Consider the following 21,599-nt stretch of genomic DNA (forward strand, 5'->3'; position numbering starts at 1 on the left):
CCTTAATCCGTGTAAACAATCGTGAGTTCGGCTTTTGCAACCAACTCATCTTCAACGTGTGCTTGTGCTTTAAAGCGTGCCATCGCACCAAATTCAGTTTCTAGTTTTGCCGTTACTTTAATGATTTCACCGGGGCGAACAGGGCGACTAAATTTGGCTTTTTCTATGGAAGACAGCATGCCTCCTGTGTGCGTGTTGTTGCAGCACAAGCCACTGATCTGCGCCATGGTCTCAATGATTAACACACCTGGGAAAATAGGCTCATCCGGAAAATGTCCTTGCAGGCCTGGCTCGTTATGCGAGACGAACTTCAATCCAACAATCATCTCTCCTGGAGAGTGTTCGATTATCTTGTCTGCAAACTTAAATGGTGCCTTGTGCGGCAAGTTATCGGTGATCATGATTTTTCATCTCCCCAGTCAAAGCAGAAGTAAACGATGAGGAAGAACACCACGCTGGTGACGCCTAAAATAATCAGTTGACGACTTACCGCAGCCAGTTCAACCCCTTGGTTTGCGACTAAGCGCAGTGCATCCAAAAACGCAGTGGTTGGCAGTAACGAAACTATTTCTCGCAGTAGAGTGGGAAAGTTAGCAGTGTCGAAATAAATGCCTGATAAGAACATCAACGGAAAGTAAAGTAAGTTAGCTATCCCTGATGAGACTTCAACCCGTTGGCTACGGGCGCCGACTAACACGCCGAGCATACAGATACAAAATGAACCGAGTGCCATTACCGCAATGATATCCAGCACGTTTCCTTGCAGCGTGTAGCCAAATAAAAAGTGAAATGCGACGAACAGAATCAGCATTTGGAACACCAGCAAGAATAAGCGTGCGAGCACGATCCCAATGATGTAATCACGGCGTTTGAAAGGAGAAAGGCGTAGACGTTTAAAAAAGCCGTTTTGTCTGTCCGACACTAAACTGTTGGCAATCGACACCAGTGCTAAACCAAGGACTTGTAACACGATGATCCCCGGGATCAACCAGTCAGTGTAACGATAACCTTTGACGCTAATGACATTGCTTCGCATCTCTTCGCCGTTAGCTTGCGCTTTAAGACGCAATAGATAGTTACGTGCCATTAACGACTCATCGGAGTTATGAGTAGAAAACATAGCGTTGGGGGCAAGGTAAACTTCAGGGCTCACCTCATTTTGCAGCTTACGTAGCACTGAGCCTGGTGAGCTGATCACTTCCGCCAGCTGAGCAGAAGCAAAGCTGTCTTCCAGCACAATTGAATCGGTTTGTGAGAGGCGGGTAACGGTAACGAGTGGATCTTCCTCCATCGCTTTAAGCCATTTCTGTTCAATTTGCTCGCCATGCATCACCACCACATTCATAGGAGACATTTTTGGTCCACCGGAGAAGGCTTGGATCAACAATAGGGCGATAAAAATAGGTAAACCGAATGTCCATAGCAATACCGCTTTATCACGGAAAAAAGGTCGAATATTGACCATCATTAATTGCCAAAATGGATATAACTTAGTTTGACTTAACTCAGGCATAACTTTCCCTCTCCATCGTGGAACCTGTGAGTTTCAAAAATACGTCGTTGAGTGTGGCTTTTCTGGGTTCTTTAATCACCGGAGTCTCAAAGGTGCGATTAATAATGTCGCTTGGCGCGCCTGACTCTATGATTTGACCTGAATTAATGATGGCTAAGTTGTCGCATAAGAACTCTGCCTCATCCATGTAGTGCGTCGTTAACATCACACAGGTACCAGCTTCTTTGAGATCTTTAATGATGTGCCAAAACTCCTGGCGACTCGTGGGGTCAAGTCCCGTAGTTGGCTCATCTAAAAACACCAACTTGGGCTGGCCAACCACTGCCATCGCCAAAAATACGCGTTGCTTTTGTCCACCGCTGAGTTCGCTTAGCCAAGCGTCCTTTTTCTCGCTTAAATTGAAGCGCTCAAGCAGCGTATCAATTGGCGTGTAGCTTGGGTAAAAGCTGGCAAATAGCTCGACGCACTCTTTTACTTTGAGTTTTTCGTAGAGGTTATTGTGTTGCATCACGCCACCCATAAGGCTGCGAAGTTTGGTTTCGTGTTGCTTCCAATTAAGACCGAATAACGTCACTTCACCTGACGTTGCACTACGCAAGCCCTGAAGTATTTCCAACGTCGTGGTTTTTCCGGCGCCATTGGGCCCAAGGAGTCCAAAACATTCGCCTTCGCTAACGCTAAAAGAGACGTCGTCGACGGCAACTTTTCGTGTTCTTTTGTAGACCTTCCTTAAGTTCTTCACTTCGATCACGGTCGTCATCTTATTTCCTTACTGTTCGTAAAATACATCCCGTCATACTTCCCGCGAGATTAACGCTTAGGAGTAGGGTTTGATCTAACTCGGTATCACCTGCTGGGGTGTTGAGTGCATGCATTAGCGCACGCACTGCTAATTCTGTACTGTGTAGAGGCGTGGTTTGTGGTTGATATTTTATAAGTTGAGCCTGTGGTAAATGGCTGTCCAAGCTTGCTGCAATGGTGGCAAACGCTTCGTCGTGATGAGTACTTAACACGACATTGCCCACTTGGCTTAGCTTCCTAGCATTGCTTGCCAATAATCTGTCTAGTGCTTGATGTTCCTGCGCATCATTGATTTGAATAAAATCAATGAGCTCTGCGAGAGGTTGGTAGCCTGCCGGTAACACCTCGCTGGTTGCCAAGAGCGCCGCACTGGAAAAATGACCGATATCTGCTTGGAATTGATGTGCAGCCCAGACCTGCTGTGAGAGTGCTGTATCGTCTTGCGAGCTACATACCATCGCATATCGACTTCGACCTTCACGCATATCAAGTGCTGCGCTCCAAAGCGCATGTAAAAAGTCATTGCCTAAATCACTCACACAAGTGGCCGAGTTTTTAAAGCCAAAGCCGAGCGCCAGTTGTCCTAATGTGGCATTGACGACGGTATTGGGGAAATGCGTACTTTTTAGCTCTGCAATGCCATCTTGAAATGATGCGAGGTTTTTATCTAAGGTTTCCAGCGAGCCAATGGGATTAGCATAGTAGGCTGCGAATTCTGGCAGTGGTAATTGTGCTAAATTGAGATCGCTGTCTTGTAAGGTAAATTGGCAGGCACCTAAGGCAAATTGTGCAACACACGGTGTACGGCGCTGGAAAAGTGCAGGGAACTGCTGTTTTAAGTTAAATTCAGCAAAGTGGTCGGTGCTATTTTGTCGAGCATTGTATACTTCAGTATCAGACAGGCTGGTGGCAGCAAGTAGATACACCGGTTTTGACGCCGTGTTAATCGACGTTTTCTGATGTTTACTGAGTAGCATGCTGGTGTTGTGGCCACCAAATGCTGAGTTAGTCACCGCAAAAACATCAACAACCTGAGGTCTGGCCTGATTGGTCACTAATTGATACGCATGGCAACACGACCTTATTGAGTCGACCCCCAGTGTTGCTGGTAGAAGTCCTTCATCCTGGCTGACCAAAGTTGAAATAAGTTCTACGGCACCAGCGGCACCAAGGGTATGACCAAAGTAAGATTTACTACTTGAAACCGAGACGTCGCGCATGGCCTGTTCACCAATGGCTGATTGGATCCCTTTTAGCTCTGCGCCATCATTTGCTGGCGTACCAGTCCCGTGGCTGTTGATATATTCAATATCACTTGCTGCAACGGGCGCATAGGACAATGTCTGCGTAAAAGCGCGGCGTACACCATCGCCCTCGGGGTTAGGCGCTGTAGCGTGGTGAGCATCTAAGCTCGACCCTGTCGCGAGCAGTTGATATCGCAGCGTTGCGTTACGCTGATTGGCATGTGTTTGCGATTCAAAGACTAAAAAACCTGCGCCTTCACCTAAACTTAATCCCATTTTTTCGCTGTACGGAGCACAAGGCTCAGGACTCAAGGACTGTACCGACTGAAAGCCGCCGTAAACCAGCTCGCTCAGGGCATCCGCACCGCCAGCAATGACGACATCTGCTTGGTCGTTTTCGATAAGTTGTTTAGCAAAAGCAATGGCACAGCTACTTGCGGTACAGGCCGAGGTGAAAGTCATTACAGGGCCCTGAATACCGAAGTGGCGGCTGACATCGGTTGCAATTTGATGTGGTGGATAAAACTTAAACCCCAGTTGGTGCTGACCTTTAAGGCTCTCCATCAATGAAAACATACCGCAGTTAGCATTACCGAGAATAAATGCCACACGGGTACTGTCCATCTGATTTAAGGCTAAATTTGCATGCTCAAGTGCTTCTGTAACGGCATGGATAGCGTATTGGCTCGCCAGATCCATATCAAAATGTTCTGCGCTGTGGTGCTCGTAGTTGATAGCGAGCGCCCCAACATTGTGTGTTAGTCCCTGTGTGTCGAAACGATTAATGCGGTCAATACCAGTGCGGTTTTCCTTGATGCTAGTTAGCAGCGCTTGGCGATTTTCGCCTGCTGCACAGAGCACACCATAACCAGTAATGAAAGTTTGTTGTTTATTATTCATGTACGCATTCCTGTAGTGCCGAGAGGGTGATTTTGCCGAGTTCGTTTTCTGGAAATTGCGCCAAAAAATGAACCTGCGGCGTGGGTAAATCTTTAAACCAACTTCTGATGTCCTGAAGGGTAGGGATGCAAGATAGTCCTTCGACAAAGGCGACCAGCTCGCCCCCTTTATTATTGTTATTGTCCTCGATAAAAAACACGCGATGGCGAAGTCCCACAAAGCGTTCTTGGAGGATTTTTTCTATACTTTGTAGCGAGTAGCGTTTACCTGCATATTTAAATATTTGGTCTGCGCGCCCACCGTGTGTGAATTGATTTTCATTGCTGAAAATCAGCTTATCTTTGAGCTCAAACTCTTCACAATTAGCCACTAAAAACGGCGATCTCAACATGGTTTTGTGCTCGCCATTTTGATAAATGTCGACGGCAGTGAACTTAGTAAAGTGCGTTTCGTTGTTGCCTAATGGACGATAGCCGATACCGCCGGTTTCAGTGCTTCCTAGTACTTCAAAAGCTTGTATTGAAAGTGATAGGTAAGAAATAAGGTCGGCAAGTTTTTGCTCTTTCTCACCTTTGAATGGTGCACCTGAGCTTATTAAATAACAGTGGTTTTGATTTAACTGATCGGCCACAAAGTCAAACATAGTTGGCGTTAAGATCACACCTACCTGTTTGTCTTTTACAGGTTGTAAATCCGGTGTTGAACCGAGTTCGTAACACACAGGTTTGCCTAGCTGAAGAGGGAGCATAAATGCCCAAATAAAACCGAACATGTGGCGGATATCTACGCAAGCACAGAAATAATCTACTGCGTCAAACGAGAAAGTGTCAGCAAAGGTGACGGCTTCTGCATGGAGTGAGGCGATGGATTTATGCCAAGTTTGTGGCTTACCTGTGCTGCCTGACGTTTCAAAGCCAATTGTCTTATCGCTATGGTGCTGTAAAAATGCCGTCATGGAATGAAACGGAATTTCCACCTCTTGATTGGCAAGCGTGAGCTCTCGCCAGCTAAACGCATTGGCGTTCGCGGCCGTATTCGCACTTAATACCGGAGTGATACTGTGTGCTAATAACACCATAGTGCTCACAATGATATCGCATGGCGTACTGTCTTTGATAAGGCGAGCCTGACCGTTGATCTCACACTCTAGACTACGCTGTATCAGTGCTAGTAAATCGGTCTCTTTGAGAGAGGTGACTTGATCTGCCCAAGTCTCTAAGGGTGTTGCTTGTTTTTGTTGCGTTAAGTTTAACGCTATTTGACGTGTTAGTGTCGCCAAAGTTACAGTGCTCAATTCGCCCAAGTCTTTTAATTGGAACGCTTTTTTACATGCAGCAGATAACTGCATAAGGTCGACCGAGTCGAGAAACAGTGGCGCCTCAATTAAATTGGCGTCGTCACTTATTACGTCTAGTTGTTCTTTATCTACTTCTAACTCAGCTTCAATCAGTTGCATGAGTGTTGAACGAATGGCACTGTATGTTTGCATGGTGTCCTTCCAAGCGAAAATGGTTACGGTCAGATCAACAAGCTTCAGCTGTTGTTTGTGCTTCAACTTGTTCGTGAACAAAGCTAGCTAAGGTACTGACGTTTTTCATTTTTTCTTGAATGGTTTGTTCTGGGTAATCTTTGAACTTAAGGTTGTATTTTTTCTCGATAGATACCACAAGATCGAGCACCTCGATGCTGTCTAGATCTAGACCGTCACCGATAAGTTGAGCATCATCTTCGATTTCATCAATGCTATCTACCACTTCTAAATTGTCTACAATGATGTCTTGTTTAATAAATTGTGTTATTGATTCTAAGCTACTCATTTTTATATCCTTTTTAGTTTCTTTGGTGTGTAGTTTACGTCTCATTAGTGGTTTTTGAGCAACAACAAGCCCTAGCTGGCTGCAGTGAAGCTGCCAGCTATAGCGTTATCGTCATCTCAAAAATGACTTAGAGAGGGTTACTGCTCATTAAACAGGGCGTTAACCATATTGTTGATTTCGACATCCATCGGCCTATCTTCAATGACTGGTTGGAAGTTGCTGCTAATTTCGTCGAAAAACTCGCGAGAAAGTGCGTTGAGTTTCTCTGCTTTCGCATCTTTCCCGTCAACATAAAATGCCTGGCGGATCGCCATTGCCTGAATAGCAATAACTGGCTTAATGAGATCTGTAATACGACGAAGGTCACGTGCGGCGATAGTGCCCATGCTGACGATGTCTTGGTTAAGTGCTTCTGTTGTGCGTGAAAATACTGACATAGGGCCTGCATTTTTAAGTGCTTCTGCAACAAGAGAAGAAGAGGTAATTTGCATTGCTTTGAAACCGTGGTGTACCCAAGCTTTGTCGCCAAGATCTTCACGCGCAACCAAGTTGTTAGAAATTCCACCGTTAAGGCGGTCATCAACCAAAATGCCTAATTCACGCTCTAGTAACGCGCCCATGTTTGCAACAAGTGGCTTGAGGGTATCGCACACCGCTGCAACGTGACCACCGTAGAAGTGACCCGCGTTAAGGATAAGGTCGTTCTCATCATCAAATAGTGGGTTATCGTTCACTGAGTTGATTTCAGTCGTTAGGATCTGTGATGCCCACATCTCAGCATCAATTAATGGACCTAACACCTGCGGAGAGCAGCGAATTGAATAGCTATCTTGTAACCTGAATGTTTCTTGCTTGCCAAACTCAATGTTGTCATCGGTGCGGTTTCTGCGACCTAAACGCTGATCGACGTTAGTTAAGCGTTCTAGAATTTTCTCTGCGCAGATCTGCTGTCCGCGGTGTGGTTTAAGTTCGTGTACGCGTTTATGGAATGGCGATGCACGACCTTCGATAAGTTCGACATAAAGCGCGATCAGTTTACAGCTTAAATCAATGCCGCGGCGGATGTCTTTTAGCGCATTCGTGGCGATAGCAGACATAACCGAAGTACCATTCATGATAGCTAAACCTTCTTTCGGCTTTAGCTTGTATGGCGCAATGTTTAGCTCTTCTAATACTTCAGCGGTGTCACGCAGTTGTCCTTGATAGTACACTTTACGCTTACCACCAAGTGCGGCACCGACATAAGAAAGTGGTGTTAAGTCGCCACTCGCACCCACAGAACCCATAGAAGGGATAGCTGGGATGATGCGGTTGTTTAGGAAGGTTTCCATCTGCGCCAGCAATTCCCAACTAACGCCTGAAAAGCCTTTGGCATTACAGTTCATGCGGATCAATAAAGTCGCGGCACAATCAGACTCTGAAAGGTAATCACCAACACCACAGCCATGATAAGCAATGAGGTTTTGTTGTAATTCTTCAGAGAGAGAAGTCGAAATACGGTTACTTGCTGAGTTACCAAAACCAGTCGTCACGCCGTATATATCTTCTTGATTTGCTAATTTATTGTCCAGGTATTGACGGTTTTGCTCGATTCTAGCTTTTAATGCCAACTCGTCCAATTTTACTTTGGATAAGGGCTGAGCTGCGTAATCTTGCACTGACTCCAGAGAAAGTGATTGATCTTGCGAGATGAAAACAATACTACCGAGCTTTTTCTCGACCTGAATTGCTTCCTTTTCTGTGTTGTACTGGTTCATGACTTTCCTACTCTGACTAAAATAATGAATCCGATTGTGATTTTCACAATGCTTATATTTTTGTATGACCGGAAACTGTTTAGAAAACCCAATCATACTTGTTAGAGGCGAGTACTACTTAACCAACGTCCCGTGTGTGCCAATCCGTTAACTTGGTCGGCTTTGTCGCGATACTATTGTCGCTATCTTTGTTACAAGATTATTTTATTTGTAAATAAAAAATATTAAATGTGATTTTTTGATTGTTGTGTTTTAAGAACGGCGGCTAGGTTAAGCCTGAGTTTTCAGGGTGTCAACACGAAAAATTTGACATTTTAATGTTAATTAAATCTAACGTTAACATAATTGAAATGTTATAAAATGATTGCAATTTGGAGTTGTTAATAGCTATTTTTTATCTCTATGAGATATAAAGAATTAATTGATTTTTAAAGCTAAAACTCTATTTTTATTGTACGTGGAAAGTTTAATAAAACTGACTTATGACAAATGTCACTATTTTGTATGGTCGGATCTGAAAATGAATAGAATTGACTTATTTCGACAGAAAGTTGAATTTTTTGTGAATAAAAAATGCGTTATAAATATAAATCTAGACGGCTAACCGTTGAGGTTGCCGGAATATCGGCAGCCTCAAAGACGGTGATTAATTAGTATTCTAAAACGGTGCTCATTAATCCAGTTTCACCGACGACGAGTAAGTAAGAGCGGTCTAGCGATGCATTGCAAAGACTTATAACCTCATCACCCATCATAATATCTTGATTACAGTCATCCACTTGATACCAGCTACTGACTTCTCCTTTATCAAATTCAACGTCTGAACCGTTAATATTTAATGTCATTGTTTCAGAAGCTAATACTCGTACGGTAAATTTATTATCGTGATCATCTTTAGACTTTCTAACAACCTTTATATCTAAGGTATCGTTGCTATCCTGCATTACCACAAAGTGATAATCTCGGTCATTACTCACCTTAATTTTTTCTTGTTCTACCATGCCAAGCTTGTTGACTGACTCAGCATAAAAACTGATTTCACGGTTGGTGTTATGTTCGTGTGTTATGCGTACGGGTTCTGAACCGGAAGCTAGTACTTTGACGCGATATTTATCGTCAGCGACATTTCGTTCATCACCGTCTAGTTCAGTGTTAGCAAGGTGAAATGCAATTTCATAATCGGTGGCATTAACCAAGTTATATTGGTTTTTATAGATGTCAGAACCGAAGTTGGCGGTCTCGACATCTTCAGACGAACAGGCAACCGCTAATAGGGATAGGGTGGCTGCAGTTAGGATACGAAAGTTCATAGTTGATCTCCTTTATCAATATTTTGAACATAGGTCGTTATTCAAGCGATTTCGGAGCAAGAGTATAGGATGGAAAAATGAAAGGTTACTTAATGATGTTTATAAGATGTTAGAAAATGTAGTATGTAAGGCTTTGTTACAAAATAAGGTACGTGGTATTCGCCATTTTACTTTCTAACTAGGTGATAAATATTGGCTTTTGTAATAAGTTAAGTTTTATGACAACTACATTTTTAAACATAAATATAAATCCCTATTTGGATTTATAGTGTAGAGCAAGATGATAACGATAAAATCTTTAAGTAAAAGTTTCTCCAAAGAGGTACTGTTTGACAACTATTCACAACAGTTTGATCATAATAGAATTTGTTTAGCGGCGCCGAATGGCGTAGGGAAAACCACCTTACTGAGTATGATTGCTGGGCTTGATGATGCGTTCAAAGGCGACATTCTTTTACAAGACAAGAAAATCGATAAACGCCAAACACTTGTTGCACTTGCGTCAGACAATATTCCATTTCCTGCTTTTTTGCGTGCAAAAGAGTTATTAACTCTCACATCAACCGCATGGCAATGTGATTTTCCTTCGCAGCTTATAAACGACTTTCAGTTTGAATCCTTTTTAATGACGCGCTACGCGGATCTCTCCTCTGGTAACAAAAAGAAGCTTCAGCTTATTAATGCTTTGATGCGTAATACCCCTTATTTATTGCTCGATGAACCTACAGCGGCTTTGGACGCGGCAGGCTGCGAGTATATCGTTGAGCTTGCGCAAAACTACGCTGGCATGGTGCTGATGACAAGTCATGAGCCTGAACCTTTTTTACAAGTTGGATTTCGCTCTGTTCCCTTAGCACCAAAGCAGGGTAGTTAATATGCTTTATTACTATCGTTACAGAAAAGCATCACTTTCCTTATCGCTGCAATCGATAGGCCAGCAACTTCAGCAATTTGGCTTGATGATAGCTGCATTGTTTCAAGTTTATCTGCTAGGTTTTATCGCAATACTATTTATGGGTATAGGTAAAATTGTAGAAAGTGATAATCCCATTGCACAGGTACAAATTGCATGGGGATTACTTGCGGCGCAAAGCTTTATTTTATTTGTGTTTAGAGATGCGGTTTTGGACAAAGCGCACAGAAGTTACCACCACACAATCCTCCATCGTGCCATCCATCAAAAAGTGGCAGATGGGTTGTCCGTGCTTGTTGTTCATCCCTTATTATTGATGACTCTAATTCTCTGCTATTCGATTGGAATTGAGAAAATCACACAAGCGTGGCAATTACTGGTTTTTGCGGTGACGCAATTCTTCATTGCCCTTTGTTTTATTTATCGACCCTTGGGGACCAGTATTGGGTTATTGATAACAGCTATTATCAGTTTTGCTGTTATCGAAATTACTTGGTATTTGGTTGCTGTAAATCTAATAGCACTTGGCTGTGCAGTTTTGCTACCGCGTAAAGTGACGCTATCGATAATGGTTAAAGGATTGACGACATTTTGGCTGAGCTTTGCTTACAACCACTATTTTGTGTTGCTTTGGCGCATTGTGATGAGTGTATTGGTGATATGGTTTGGCGCGATCTTAAGCGCAGAGCGCCCCGATCTGATGGCAAATTACGTCCCAGGTCTGGTGACGTTAAATCTATTATGGTGGTCGAGCCTTGCCATTGATCTCAAACCTGAAGTCTACGACCGTACTGCATATTGGTTGAATATAGATAAGCTGCAATCGGCAAAGCAGAGTATTTGGATTATTGTGCTGACGGCCGCCGTCTGTTTTTCAGTGCCTGTCTATATGTTATTGGGACTGAGTGTAGTGAGTCTATTACCTTATGCCTTTCTACCACTTTTAGTGTTAAGTGCATTAAAAAGTCCACAGCATTTAGCTATGACTTGGCTCAGTACTTTAGTGCTGAGCTATACCGCGTATGTGCTGTTGTAATGATAATCGTTAGTTGGCAGCTTCAGATAGGCGAGTCAGTTTCTTTATATCGCCTTCTACACTTTCCATTTTTGCTATGAGTAGATCCCCAAGCGCGTCGATATCGTAGTGCCAAATCAAGTGGCCGACTTTTTTAAGCGTAGGGTTTTGCTCTGGCATCAACGTGAGTTGCCAAATGTAGTCCTCTTTTGACCAAGCGGATTGCCAATAGATGTCATTGCCGCGAATTCTTAAGTTACTAAATTGATTGGTTTGCTTTTGACTTAGCGTATATTTATTTAACGCTTCTGAGTCGCTTTCGAAGAGCGTCTCGTACTCCAGCAATAGGTTTTGTTGTAGCACAAACCAAGTTTGTCTTTCAGGGTGATAAAAGACAAAGTCAGCTGTACTGTCATGGCTGCTGATAAGCGCCCCAGACAAGCTGTATTGGTTTAATGTCTCACCGTCATAAGCCCATAGTGTTTGCTCATCTATCCAGCCCATGCTTTTGATAGGCTGACTCAGCTGTGAATTGAACTGGGTGAGTGGGCGTTTTCGGTCGTATATCACTAAATCGTTATCACGGTTTGAGGCCAAATAGCTCAGCTCTGGACTCCATACTAAAAAACCAACGTACTCATGCCCCTGATGAAAGGAAAGCTGACTGATTTTATCATCGCGATATAGATACACCTCGCATACGCCGCTGCGCCTCGACATAAATGCCGTTTCTCCCAAGCTGTTGGTCAGTGGTAAATAATCGATGCTTGAGCTTGAAAATAAGGGGAGATCGTCTCGGTCTTTGATATTAACTTGAAAACTCTCCAATGCCGCGAATATATCGCCGCGATTATCGCTTGAGAAGCTCGTGTATAAGCCAATTTCCGTTTCTTTGATGGCTTGACTGTCACCGTCTCTAAAGTGTCGTGATAGGCTGCCATATTGACTCGCAATCACGGCTTGATGATAAACCTCAAACGCAACCGAAGTGACTGGAGCTGACCACTGCAGATGTACCGTGCCATCAAGCGTTTGTAGCCTTGCTAACCGCTGTTTATCTTGAATCAAATAAAAGGTTTTGTCTTGCCACGCTCGAAGGGCCATTTTTAATTGTTCATTGGCTGCCAAAGCAAGTGGCAGCTTAACCATTTGATGGGACTCAAGCCGATAAAGGTGTGCTGCTTTGGCATTATATTGGCCGAACGTTAAGATGAGCTCTTTGTCATTTTTCCAAACGGGTTTAGTACCAACTTGGCACGGAAGAATTTGAGAGCTATGAAAAAATTGCCCTGCGGCAGTCATAACGTGAAGTTGGCAGCCACTACCTTGATATTGCCAAAAAGCCAGTTTGTCTGAGTCAGGACTCCAACTTGGAAAACTGATCCGCGAATCAAAGCGGTGTTCATTTAATTGATAGCCTTGTTTGTTGGCAATAATAAGGTGAGTAAAATCTTTTACATAGGCGATGAGATTTTTGCTTTGGTGGGCATCAACGTCAAATTCAAGGCCAAGCTCATGACTGAGGTTTGAGGTTTCGTAGCGTGATGGTGTTTTTTCAGTTGGCGTTTGATTAAAAAAGGCGATTGCGCCAAAGCATAGAACCGCCATTGCGACGGCACTGAGTGAGAAAATACGAGACTTGGCGATTACGTTGACTGGTTTTGCCGTATGACGAGGTGCCATTTCATGTCTTTCTAGTGGTGCGATAAAGCGATAGCCCCGCTTTGGGATGGTTTTGATGTAAATCGGGTTTTTAGGGTCATCCCCGAGCACTTTTCGCAGTTTAGTCAGAAGCTGATAAAGGCTATTGGGTTCGACAACCGCGTGTTGCCACAGCTGTTCGGTAAGCCAATATTTCTCTAGCATTTCGTTATGATGCTCAATAAAAAGTGCGAGTAACCTTGCCATTTGTGGCTCAAGTTTTACGGTTTTTTGGCTTTGCCTATGTGTTAGGCAATCTTGCTGGAGATCAAACTGCCAATGTCCAAAACAAACCATCTCTACTTCCTGTGCCTGCACGCCGAGTACCAATTTCAATAATCAAAACCAATTGTTCCCATAACGTTAGCGTTTCTTAAGATTAAGTCAATGTTTATAAAGGTTAAGTCAGCTTTCTTCAGAAAAAGTTAAGAACTTTTTACGGCAAAGTTTGTTGCAATAGCAGGCATAACTCTGAGGAAAGTATGTATGAATAAAAGCAATAAATTTTGGCTCGGTTTAAGTTATCCCATGATGGCAGGCGCTGTACTTGCGGAACCTATCGTGGTTGATGGTAAGTTGAATGAAGCGCAGTGGGGTTCTGCTACGCACTTTGAACAATTTGTTCAGGTTGTGCCTGTAACTTTGGCCTCTGCCAATGACAAAATTACCGCAAAAGCCTTTGCAACCGCCGACGGCGTTTATATTGGTATTAAAAACTTTCAGAATAAAGCCGAGCGTAAGCGACAATTCAATATCCATGACCGCTTTATGCAAGCTGACTTCAATCGGGTAGTTGTGGACTTTTCAGGCGACGGTAGTAGTGCATATCAATTTTCGGTGACATTAGGTGGTGGCTCGCAAGATGGTGTTGTAACCCCAAGCTTAAACGTGGATTACGATTGGGATGGGGACTGGCACTATGCCAATCACATTGACGATACGTATTGGACCACGGAATTATTGATCCCTTGGCATACCGTGTCGTTTCAGCCAGGAGATGAGCAGGGGCTTACAAAAATTGGGGTTTCGGTACAGTTGTATGAACTTAAAAGTAATTTTATCTATGCAAACCATGAGGATACAACAGCAAATAGCGATTTCTTCCTGACCATGCCAAAAATCACAGCACAGATCCCCGCGCATTCTCAATTGGCATTTGTGCCTTACTTTGCGCATCAGGCTCAATTTGCACCTGTAGGCACTTCGCCTTCAGAGCGCCAGCACCAGTCCGATGTTGGCTTTGATTTGTTCTACAAGCCTTCTCATCATCAGAAGGTGAGTCTTGCAGTGAATCCTGACTTTGGTCAGGTGGATATTGATGATGTTGACGTGAATTATTCGGCCGTGGAAACGCTTCGCACCGACAAACGTCCATTTTTCACCCAAGATATCAGCCTTTTTGAAGTTGCTGCACTTGAAAGCACTAAGCTTATTCATACTCGTCGTATAGGGGCATCAAGTGATGACGGTTCACGCGCGATCACCCCTATAGATGCGGCGCTACGATTTGTACATAAAGGAAAGTCGGTACAATTTGGTACTTTTGCCGTGTCTGAGTCGGACTTTTCGGACGATATTGGCAAGCAGTTTTTTGCAGCAAGAGCTAATTATCGCACGCAAGATTGGCAAGCGGGTGTGCTTGCAACCAAAACAGACAGGCCGTTTCTTAAGCGCGATGCCATGAGTTATGCCCTTGATGGTCAGTATCGTAGTGATACTTGGTCTTTCAAAGGCGCGCTATTACAAACTGAGGTAGAAACACAAAAGCAAAGTGTTACAGGTCAAGGTGTATCGCTAGACGCGGAGTATCAACATTCGTTACAGACGAAGTTCGCTGCGCGCTACTTTGCTGTGGATGACGAATTTGATAACCGTGATCTCGGCTATATGAAACGCAATGATTGGCAGGTGAGCGAGCTTTATGGTGAATACTCGGTGCACCCAAAAGACAGCTGGTTTACCAGATTAAAGCAGTCACTCACACTGAGGCATGAGCAAAATAATGCAGGAACAGGTTTAGCAGCCAGACAAGCATATTTAGCGCAGTTTTTGTTGGCAAATGGTGGTCAGCTCAACCTCGGGCTAGATTATTACACCAGTGGTAAACAAGACAACTTAGGGCGAGGCACTGAGGTGTTTGAGATGCCAAGCCGTGTGGAGTCTCGAGTATTTTATCAAAGCCCTTATGTGGGAGATTTTTCTTGGGCAGCAAGTGTTGAGCTTGACCAAGAAGGAATATCAGGCTCAGCACAGCAATACGCCGTGGATTTGACTTGGATGCCACACTACAACTGGAACCTTAAGTTGAGTAATTTCTTTAGAAGCGGTGATGGCTGGCTGATGGCGAACGGGCAAAACCGCTTGAGTGAATACGACAGAGATGAGTTTTCCAATAAGTTTGAATTTAATGGCCGGATCACCGACAACCTTGAACTCAGTGGTTCGCTACAGTGGACGATACTTGAAGCGCAAAGCAAGACGATTTATCAAATTACCAACGGTGAGCTTCGTGAAGTTCATGCTGATACCAGCTTTGACGACAGGCGCTTAGCAAGCCAGATAAAACTGCGTTATCGCATGGGTGCATATTCAGATATTTTTTTAGTGTATCAGCGAGGAGGTGCAAACTTTTCGACACTTGAAAAGTCGCAAGTAGGGCGCAGAGACTGGTTTGGGAGTGTCGCCGATTTATGGCAGCAACCAGTGCAAGACTTAGTGACGTTTAAGGTGCGATATTTATTTTAAATCACTAGAGCTGTGTTCCCCCGGCTCTAATCTGCCAAGAAAAAAGGTCAGAAAATTCTGACCTTTATATCCACGCTAATTGCTAGGGTAGTATGGATAGCACTACCTAAACAAAAATAGTTATGCTGCGTCTGCTTTACTTGATTCCTTAGTTCTTGCTTTACCGGCAAGTAACTCTTCAGGGTCAAAGTCATCAACGTTGATAACGGCAAGACGTTTTGCTTCAACGGCAGTCAATTTAGCTGCTTCGTCTTCGCTCAGTACACCTGCTTCAAGTCCCATTGCTGCCACTTTATCAAGTTGCATAAACGGTAACTTTTTACCAGTACCACGGCATACCTTTTCAAATAACGGCTCTACGGCAAGAATGTCTTTTAGCGTTTGCTCTTGCTTACCAAGCAAGCACAGCGGCTCATCTTTTAAGTAGATATGTGTTGCAAGGCGGTCACGCGTTTCGCTAGGTACTTGAAGTAACTGAGCAAGTTTGTGCTCCATTTTGTCGGTTGGTTTACGAACCGGACGACCAAATGGGAACAGGACCACTTTCAACAGGCCACGTAATGCAGCAGAAGGCATGTTGTTGATTAAGTCAGCAAGGGCACGTTGACAAAGGTACAGGTGCTCCTGACAAGACCATTGAACAAACGGTAAGTCTTCTTTACGGCGACCTTCATCGTTATAGCGCTTAAGCGTTGCAGAAACCAGATAAAGGTAGCTTAATAGGTCGCCTAAACGTGCAGAAATACGCTCTTTACGCTTAAGTGAACCACCAAATACAGCCATACAAATATCAGACATTAATGCCAATGATGCACTGTAACGAGCAGCGTTACGATAATAAACCGCAGTTTCATCGTTAAATGGTACTTTGGTGAAACGTGCACCGGTTAGCGCTAACCACTTAGTTCTTACCAAGTTCGACATAGTGAAACCGATGTGACCCATCAATGATTTATCGAAGCTATCAAGCGCTTCTTGTTTATCTTTGATAGAACAAGCCTCAAGTTCAGCCAGTACAAAAGGATGGCAACGAATAGCGCCTTGACCGTAGATGATCATGTTACGGGTTAGGATGTTTGCACCTTCTACCGTAATTGCAATTGGTGCACCTTGGTAACCACGGCCAACATAGTTGTTTGGACCTAGACAAATCCCTTTACCACCATGAATATCCATGGCATGGATGGTTGAAGCACGCATTTGTTCGGTTAAGTGGTACTTCAAAATGGCAGAAACAACCGAAGGCTTTTCACCTAAATCTACCGCGCCAGTTGACATAGTCACCGCAGCATCGGAGCTATACGCATAGCCACCAAGTTTCGCTAGTGCCTCTTCAATCCCTTCCATCTTACCGATAGGAAGTTTGAACTGGCGACGAATGCGACTGTATGCGCCACTTGCAACTGCAAGGGATTTAATACCACCGGCAGAGTTTGAAGGTAGCGTAATAACACGACCAACCGACAAACACTCAACTAGCATGCGCCAGCCTTGTCCTGCCATTTTTGCGCCACCGATAATGAAATCGAGTGGTACAAACACGTTTTCGCCTTGGGTAGGACCATTTTGGAATGGCACATTCAGTGGGAAGTGACGGCGGCCAATTTTTACGCCAGGCGTGTTTGTAGGAATAAGAGCACAAGTAATACCTAGCTCTTCTTTATCACCTAATAGGCCGTCCGGGTCGCGCATCTTAAACGCCAGACCAAGGACTGTCGCAACAGGTGCTAAAGTAATATAACGTTTGTTCCACGTTAGGCTAATACCTAATACTTCTTCACCTTCCCATTCGCCTTTACATACCACACCAAAGTCAGGGATCGATGAAGCATCAGAGCCCGCTTCCGGTGACGTTAATGCAAAACAAGGGATTTCATCACCCACAGCAAGGCGAGGTAAGTAGTGCTCTTTTTGCTCGTCAGTACCGTAGTGCTGAAGTAGTTCACCTGGGCCTAACGAGTTAGGTACGCCCACGATAGACGAAAGTAAAGTTGATTTACTGGTAAGCTTTTGTAGTACACAAGATTGCGCGTAAGCTGAAAACTCAAGACCACCGTATTGCTTTTTGATGATCATCGCAAAGAACTTGTTGTCTTTTAAGTATTGCCACACGTCTTGCGGTAAGTCAGTCAGCTCGTGTGTTGCTTCCCAATCGTTAAGCATGGCACACACTTCTTCCACCGGACCATCCAAAAACGCTTGTTCTTCAACGCTCAAACGCGGCTTTGGAAACTGATGAAGTTTATCCCAGTTTGGGTTACCACAAAATAGATCGGCTTCCCACCAAGTAGTACCTGCATCAATCGCTGACTTCTCGGTTTCTGACATTGTTGGCGTAACTTTTTTGAACGCTTTAAATGCCGGAGCCACGATGTACTGCTGACGCAGGTTCGTTACTGAAAGCGGAATAACAATCGCTAAGAAAACTAACCAAGATATAATGCCAAATGCACCAGCAAAGGTGCCAACTAGCATTGTAACTGCTGCAATACCTAGAGCGGTATTCCAGCTTGCGCGATGATAGCTTGCTGCGCTGAGCAAGGCTAACAATGCGAGAACAAATATAAGTGTCATGTTGTTCTTCCTTATAAGAGGTCTGACCACCAAGCTAGACTAGCTGGTTAACGCTGATATTTCAAGCGTCTTCATACCCTGTATGCGAATTAGTTGATGCCTTGTTGTGACATATTATTTACGTTTTGTACTTAATCTGAGTGTTAAATGAGTCATGCTTCTTATGTCAGTAATTTAAAAGTTATTGATTACACCCCCAGCTATAACCTGAGAGAATTTTCAACGCTATTAATTACTGATCGATATTTAAGTGTAATGAACGTAGTGCAATATGACGAAAATGCACATGAAATTTCTTTCAGAGAAGTTCGTTATCTGTGCATTATAATTGCCAAAACTTCATGTCTGATTTGCATTGAAATACACGTTAATGTTTCTACAATTGGGTTAAGCATAGCCACGAAATGGTGCTTTTAAGAATTGCTAAGGAGTAGCAAATGCAGTCCATTTTTTTGGTCGCTATGTGAGTTAGGATTCACCGCCACGCCCTAGTGTAGCGGTTGATATAGCTGTCCACGTTAAGGAGAAACAAGATGCAGCAGAGTATTTTTTATCTAGTCACTATTTTGGCCTTCACGGCTATGTTGTCGGCCTTTCACCTCTTTCCTGAAGCGGTAATTTTTAATGTTTTTAGCAGCTTGTTTGCCGCATTACTTGGCTACCGTGCTTATACCCGTTGGGCTTTATTATTGTGTTGTATTAATGTGTTGGCCATGACGTTTTGTCCTTTACTTGATTCAGGAGGTTGGTTAAGTCTTAAGGGAGCGGTCGTTTTTGTATGCTGTGTGATGTTTTTCGCAATAGCCTTTGGTTGCAATAAAACGGTGACACAAAATAAAAGGTTTTATTATTAGTCGCCTACCTTGCCATGTTAAACTCGACTCAGGCGATGTGTTATCGCCTGAGTACTCGAGACAATAGGTGATAGGAAACCCGCATGCGAATATTAGCCGATCAAAATATGCCCTTAGTTGAGTCATTCTTCTGTGAAATTGGTGAGGTAACTCGGTTTGATGGCCGTAACCTTCAACCTGATGAGCTAAAAAATGTCGATATTCTGTTGACTCGTTCAGTCACTAAGGTCAACAAGGCCCTGTTAGTAAAAGCCGATAAACTGAAATTTGTGGGGACTGCGACAATAGGGATTGATCATATTGATACCTCGTTGCTGGACAGCGCCAATATCTCGTTTAGCAGCGCACCGGGTTGTAATGCGATAGCTGTTGCCGAGTACGTGATAAGCGCTTTACTTGCGTACGCACAAGAAACCTCCACGCCACTTCAAGATAAAACGATTGCCATCATTGGTGTTGGTAATATTGGCGCGTGTTTGGCATCAAAGCTTAAAGGGCTTGGTCTTACGATACTATTGTGTGACCCCGTAAGGCAGCAAGCGGGGACACTGGATTCACATGTAGCCATAGATGAAGCCTTAGCGCGCGCGGATATCGTGACATTTCACGTTCCATTAGTTAAGCAGGGCCCGCATAAAACGGTTCACCTACTTGATGCACCGCGGATAGCGGCATTAAAGCCGGGTACGGTGATAATCAATGCAAGCCGTGGAGATGTTATCGATAATCAAGCGCTTTTGCACGCGGTAGAGAAGGGGCAAACGCTTGAGCTGATCTTAGACGTTTGGGAAAATGAGCCGAATATTTTGCAGCCATTATTGCAATATACTCGTTTTGCCTCTGTACATATTGCCGGCCATACGCTAGAAGGCAAGGCACGAGGCACGCAAATGTTATACGAAGCCGTATGCCGAGAGTTCGATTTACCAGCCAACAAAACGATTAGTGATTTTCTCCCTAAGCCAAGTGTCACTGGCTGCCAATTGCAAAGCACAGCCAACGAGCAGGATATTGTCAACTTAGCGCATCTTGTTTACGACATTCGTCGCGATGATGGCATCATGAGAAAACAGCTAAACACATTAGGCTTTGATACCTTGCGTAAGGCATATCCCGTGCGTCGAGAATTTAGTACAATTGCAGTCAATAATGACTCACCAATCAGTGAAAAGCTTTACCAACTTGGCTTTTCTGAGCACAAGAGTTAAGTGCAATGGTTGGTATATTACAGAATGAGGAAAAATAATGTCGCAAAAATATAATGTTGCGGTACTTGGTGCAACAGGTCTTGTTGGCAAGCAAATTATCGAATTACTAGCGGAACGAAAATTTCCTGTAGACACATTGTACCCACTCGCGAGTAGCCGAAGCGCGGGTGAAGAAATTGACTTTATGGGTGAAAAAATCGAAGTTCTGGATGTTGAAGAATTCGATTTTTCTAATGCCCATATCGGTTTGTTTTCAGCGGGTGGTGCCGTGTCAGAGAAATATGCACCAATCGCCGCTGAAGCTGGCTGCATTGTGATAGATAACACCTCACATTTCAGATACGACTTTGATATTCCATTAGTAGTTCCTGAGGTGAATAAAGACAGTCTTGCAGATTTTAGAAATCGTAACATCATTGCTAATCCAAACTGCTCTACAATCCAAATGCTAGTGGCACTTAAACCAATTTATGATGCCTATGGCATTGACAGAATTAATGTCTCAACTTACCAAGCGGTATCTGGCGCAGGTAAAGAAGCGGTAGATGAGTTGGCTAAGCAAACTGCAAACTTAATGAATGCAAGACCGATGGAAAACGAAGTATTTAGCAAACAAATCGCTTTTAATGTCATTCCTCAAATTGATGCGTTCCAAGAAAATGGTTACACCAAAGAAGAAATGAAGATGGTGTGGGAAACGCAAAAAATCTTGGGCGATTCGAGTGTTTTGGTTAACCCGACTGCGGTTCGCGTTCCTGTGTTTTTCGGTCATGCTGAAGCCATTCATCTTGAAACGCGCATGCCTTATGATCTTGAACATGTTAAGCAGTTACTTGCTGATGCGCCGGGTGTTGAGCTAATTGAAGACGAAAATGATTACCCAACACCGGTAAGTGATGCAAGTGGTAACGATACCGTCTATGTAGGTCGTGTAAGGCAAGATATTTCACATCCACTAGGCTTAAACTTATGGGTGGTATCAGACAACACTAGAAAAGGTGCCGCAACAAATAGCATCCAAATTGCAGAAGCCCTGATAGAAAGCTATCTATAAGTACCCATTGATATCGCAAAGTAAGCAGAGTTTTGCTTACTTTTCCGCGCTATAACGGCAAACTTCTGCCAAGAAGTTTGCCGTTAAGTCAAATACTTGACTATTCTTCACCTATATCAGCTATTCCAAAATCAGTAAAAAGCATTATAACCATGTTAACTTTCAATACGTTGCAATGGATATTCCAACATAT

General features: G+C 43.7%; 16 protein-coding genes. 6 read left to right on the plus strand and 10 right to left on the minus strand.

Annotation, left to right across the window (positions count from 1 at the left end; all coding sequences use genetic code 11):
- Nucleotides 1-2 precede the first annotated feature (2 nt).
- From fabZ to NH462_RS07480, 8 genes are all read right to left on the minus strand, one after another.
- Nucleotides 3-401, minus strand: coding sequence for a 3-hydroxyacyl-ACP dehydratase FabZ (fabZ, locus tag NH462_RS07445; RefSeq protein WP_017218124.1), 399 nt, complete (start codon nt 399-401; stop codon nt 3-5).
- A complete protein-coding gene (locus NH462_RS07450; RefSeq protein WP_010369409.1) occupies nt 398-1,513 on the minus strand; it encodes an ABC transporter permease in 1,116 nt (371 codons plus the stop codon). The genes fabZ and NH462_RS07450 overlap by 4 nt, the downstream gene beginning before the upstream one ends.
- Entirely contained in the window at nt 1,506-2,273 is a 768-nt protein-coding gene (locus NH462_RS07455) for an ABC transporter ATP-binding protein (protein ID WP_010369407.1), read from the minus strand. Before NH462_RS07455 ends, NH462_RS07450 begins: the two co-directional genes overlap by 8 nt.
- A 1-nt stretch (nt 2,274) precedes the next feature.
- Nucleotides 2,275-4,458, minus strand: a complete 2,184-nt coding sequence (locus tag NH462_RS07460; RefSeq protein WP_253105224.1) for a beta-ketoacyl-[acyl-carrier-protein] synthase family protein — start codon at nt 4,456-4,458, stop codon at nt 2,275-2,277.
- Nucleotides 4,451-5,947, minus strand: a complete 1,497-nt coding sequence (locus NH462_RS07465; RefSeq protein WP_253105225.1) for an AMP-binding protein — start codon at nt 5,945-5,947, stop codon at nt 4,451-4,453. The genes NH462_RS07460 and NH462_RS07465 overlap by 8 nt, the downstream gene beginning before the upstream one ends.
- Nucleotides 5,948-5,981: 34 nt before the next feature.
- Complete coding sequence (locus NH462_RS07470) at nt 5,982-6,275, minus strand: phosphopantetheine-binding protein (RefSeq protein WP_010369398.1); 294 nt, start codon at nt 6,273-6,275, stop codon at nt 5,982-5,984.
- A gap of 137 nt (nt 6,276-6,412) precedes the next feature.
- Nucleotides 6,413-8,032 (minus strand): aromatic amino acid ammonia-lyase, encoded by a 1,620-nt coding sequence (locus tag NH462_RS07475; RefSeq protein WP_253105226.1) that lies wholly within the window; start codon nt 8,030-8,032, stop codon nt 6,413-6,415.
- 650 nt (nt 8,033-8,682) lie between these two features.
- The gene (locus tag NH462_RS07480) at nt 8,683-9,342 is read right to left on the minus strand and encodes a hypothetical protein (protein WP_010369395.1); all 660 of its coding nucleotides are present in this window, start codon (nt 9,340-9,342) and stop codon (nt 8,683-8,685) included.
- Nucleotides 9,343-9,622: 280 nt separating this feature from the next.
- Between NH462_RS07480 and NH462_RS07485 the strand changes: the two genes are divergently transcribed.
- Nucleotides 9,623-10,216 (plus strand): ATP-binding cassette domain-containing protein, encoded by a 594-nt coding sequence (locus NH462_RS07485; protein WP_253105227.1) that lies wholly within the window; start codon nt 9,623-9,625, stop codon nt 10,214-10,216.
- A 1-nt stretch (nt 10,217) separates the two neighbouring features.
- The gene (locus NH462_RS07490) at nt 10,218-11,291 is read left to right on the plus strand and encodes a DUF6136 family protein (protein ID WP_253105228.1); all 1,074 of its coding nucleotides are present in this window, start codon (nt 10,218-10,220) and stop codon (nt 11,289-11,291) included.
- Nucleotides 11,292-11,300: 9 nt separating this feature from the next.
- Here the strand turns inward: NH462_RS07490 and NH462_RS07495 are convergent, their stop codons facing one another.
- Nucleotides 11,301-13,307, minus strand: a complete 2,007-nt coding sequence (locus NH462_RS07495; RefSeq protein WP_253105230.1) for a winged helix-turn-helix domain-containing protein — start codon at nt 13,305-13,307, stop codon at nt 11,301-11,303.
- Nucleotides 13,308-13,457: 150 nt separating this feature from the next.
- On the opposite strand from NH462_RS07495, the gene NH462_RS07500 reads away from it, so the two are divergent.
- A complete protein-coding gene (locus tag NH462_RS07500) occupies nt 13,458-15,716 on the plus strand; it encodes a DUF5916 domain-containing protein (protein ID WP_253105232.1) in 2,259 nt (752 codons plus the stop codon).
- Between the two features lie 120 nt (nt 15,717-15,836).
- Here NH462_RS07500 and fadE read toward each other — a convergent pair whose 3' ends face one another.
- Entirely contained in the window at nt 15,837-18,290 is a 2,454-nt protein-coding gene (fadE, locus tag NH462_RS07505; protein WP_017218115.1) for an acyl-CoA dehydrogenase FadE, read from the minus strand.
- A gap of 533 nt (nt 18,291-18,823) precedes the next feature.
- Between fadE and NH462_RS07510 the strand changes: the two genes are divergently transcribed.
- The 3 genes from NH462_RS07510 (at nt 18,824) to NH462_RS07520 (ending at nt 21,406) form a co-directional block, all read left to right on the plus strand.
- Nucleotides 18,824-19,144, plus strand: a complete 321-nt coding sequence (locus NH462_RS07510; protein ID WP_010369380.1) for a DUF6419 family natural product biosynthesis protein — start codon at nt 18,824-18,826, stop codon at nt 19,142-19,144.
- 83 nt (nt 19,145-19,227) lie between these two features.
- On the plus strand, nt 19,228-20,352 hold the full coding sequence (locus NH462_RS07515) for a 4-phosphoerythronate dehydrogenase (RefSeq protein ID WP_253105233.1): 1,125 nt from the start codon (nt 19,228-19,230) through the stop codon (nt 20,350-20,352).
- A gap of 37 nt (nt 20,353-20,389) precedes the next feature.
- Nucleotides 20,390-21,406: an aspartate-semialdehyde dehydrogenase gene (locus tag NH462_RS07520; protein WP_010369374.1), complete on the plus strand. Its 1,017-nt coding sequence runs from the start codon at nt 20,390-20,392 to the stop codon at nt 21,404-21,406.
- The last annotated feature ends 193 nt before the right edge of the window (nt 21,407-21,599 follow it).

Origin of the sequence: Pseudoalteromonas sp. OANN1, assembly GCF_024124685.1 — a bacterium.
GTDB lineage: Bacteria > Pseudomonadota > Gammaproteobacteria > Enterobacterales > Alteromonadaceae > Pseudoalteromonas > Pseudoalteromonas piscicida.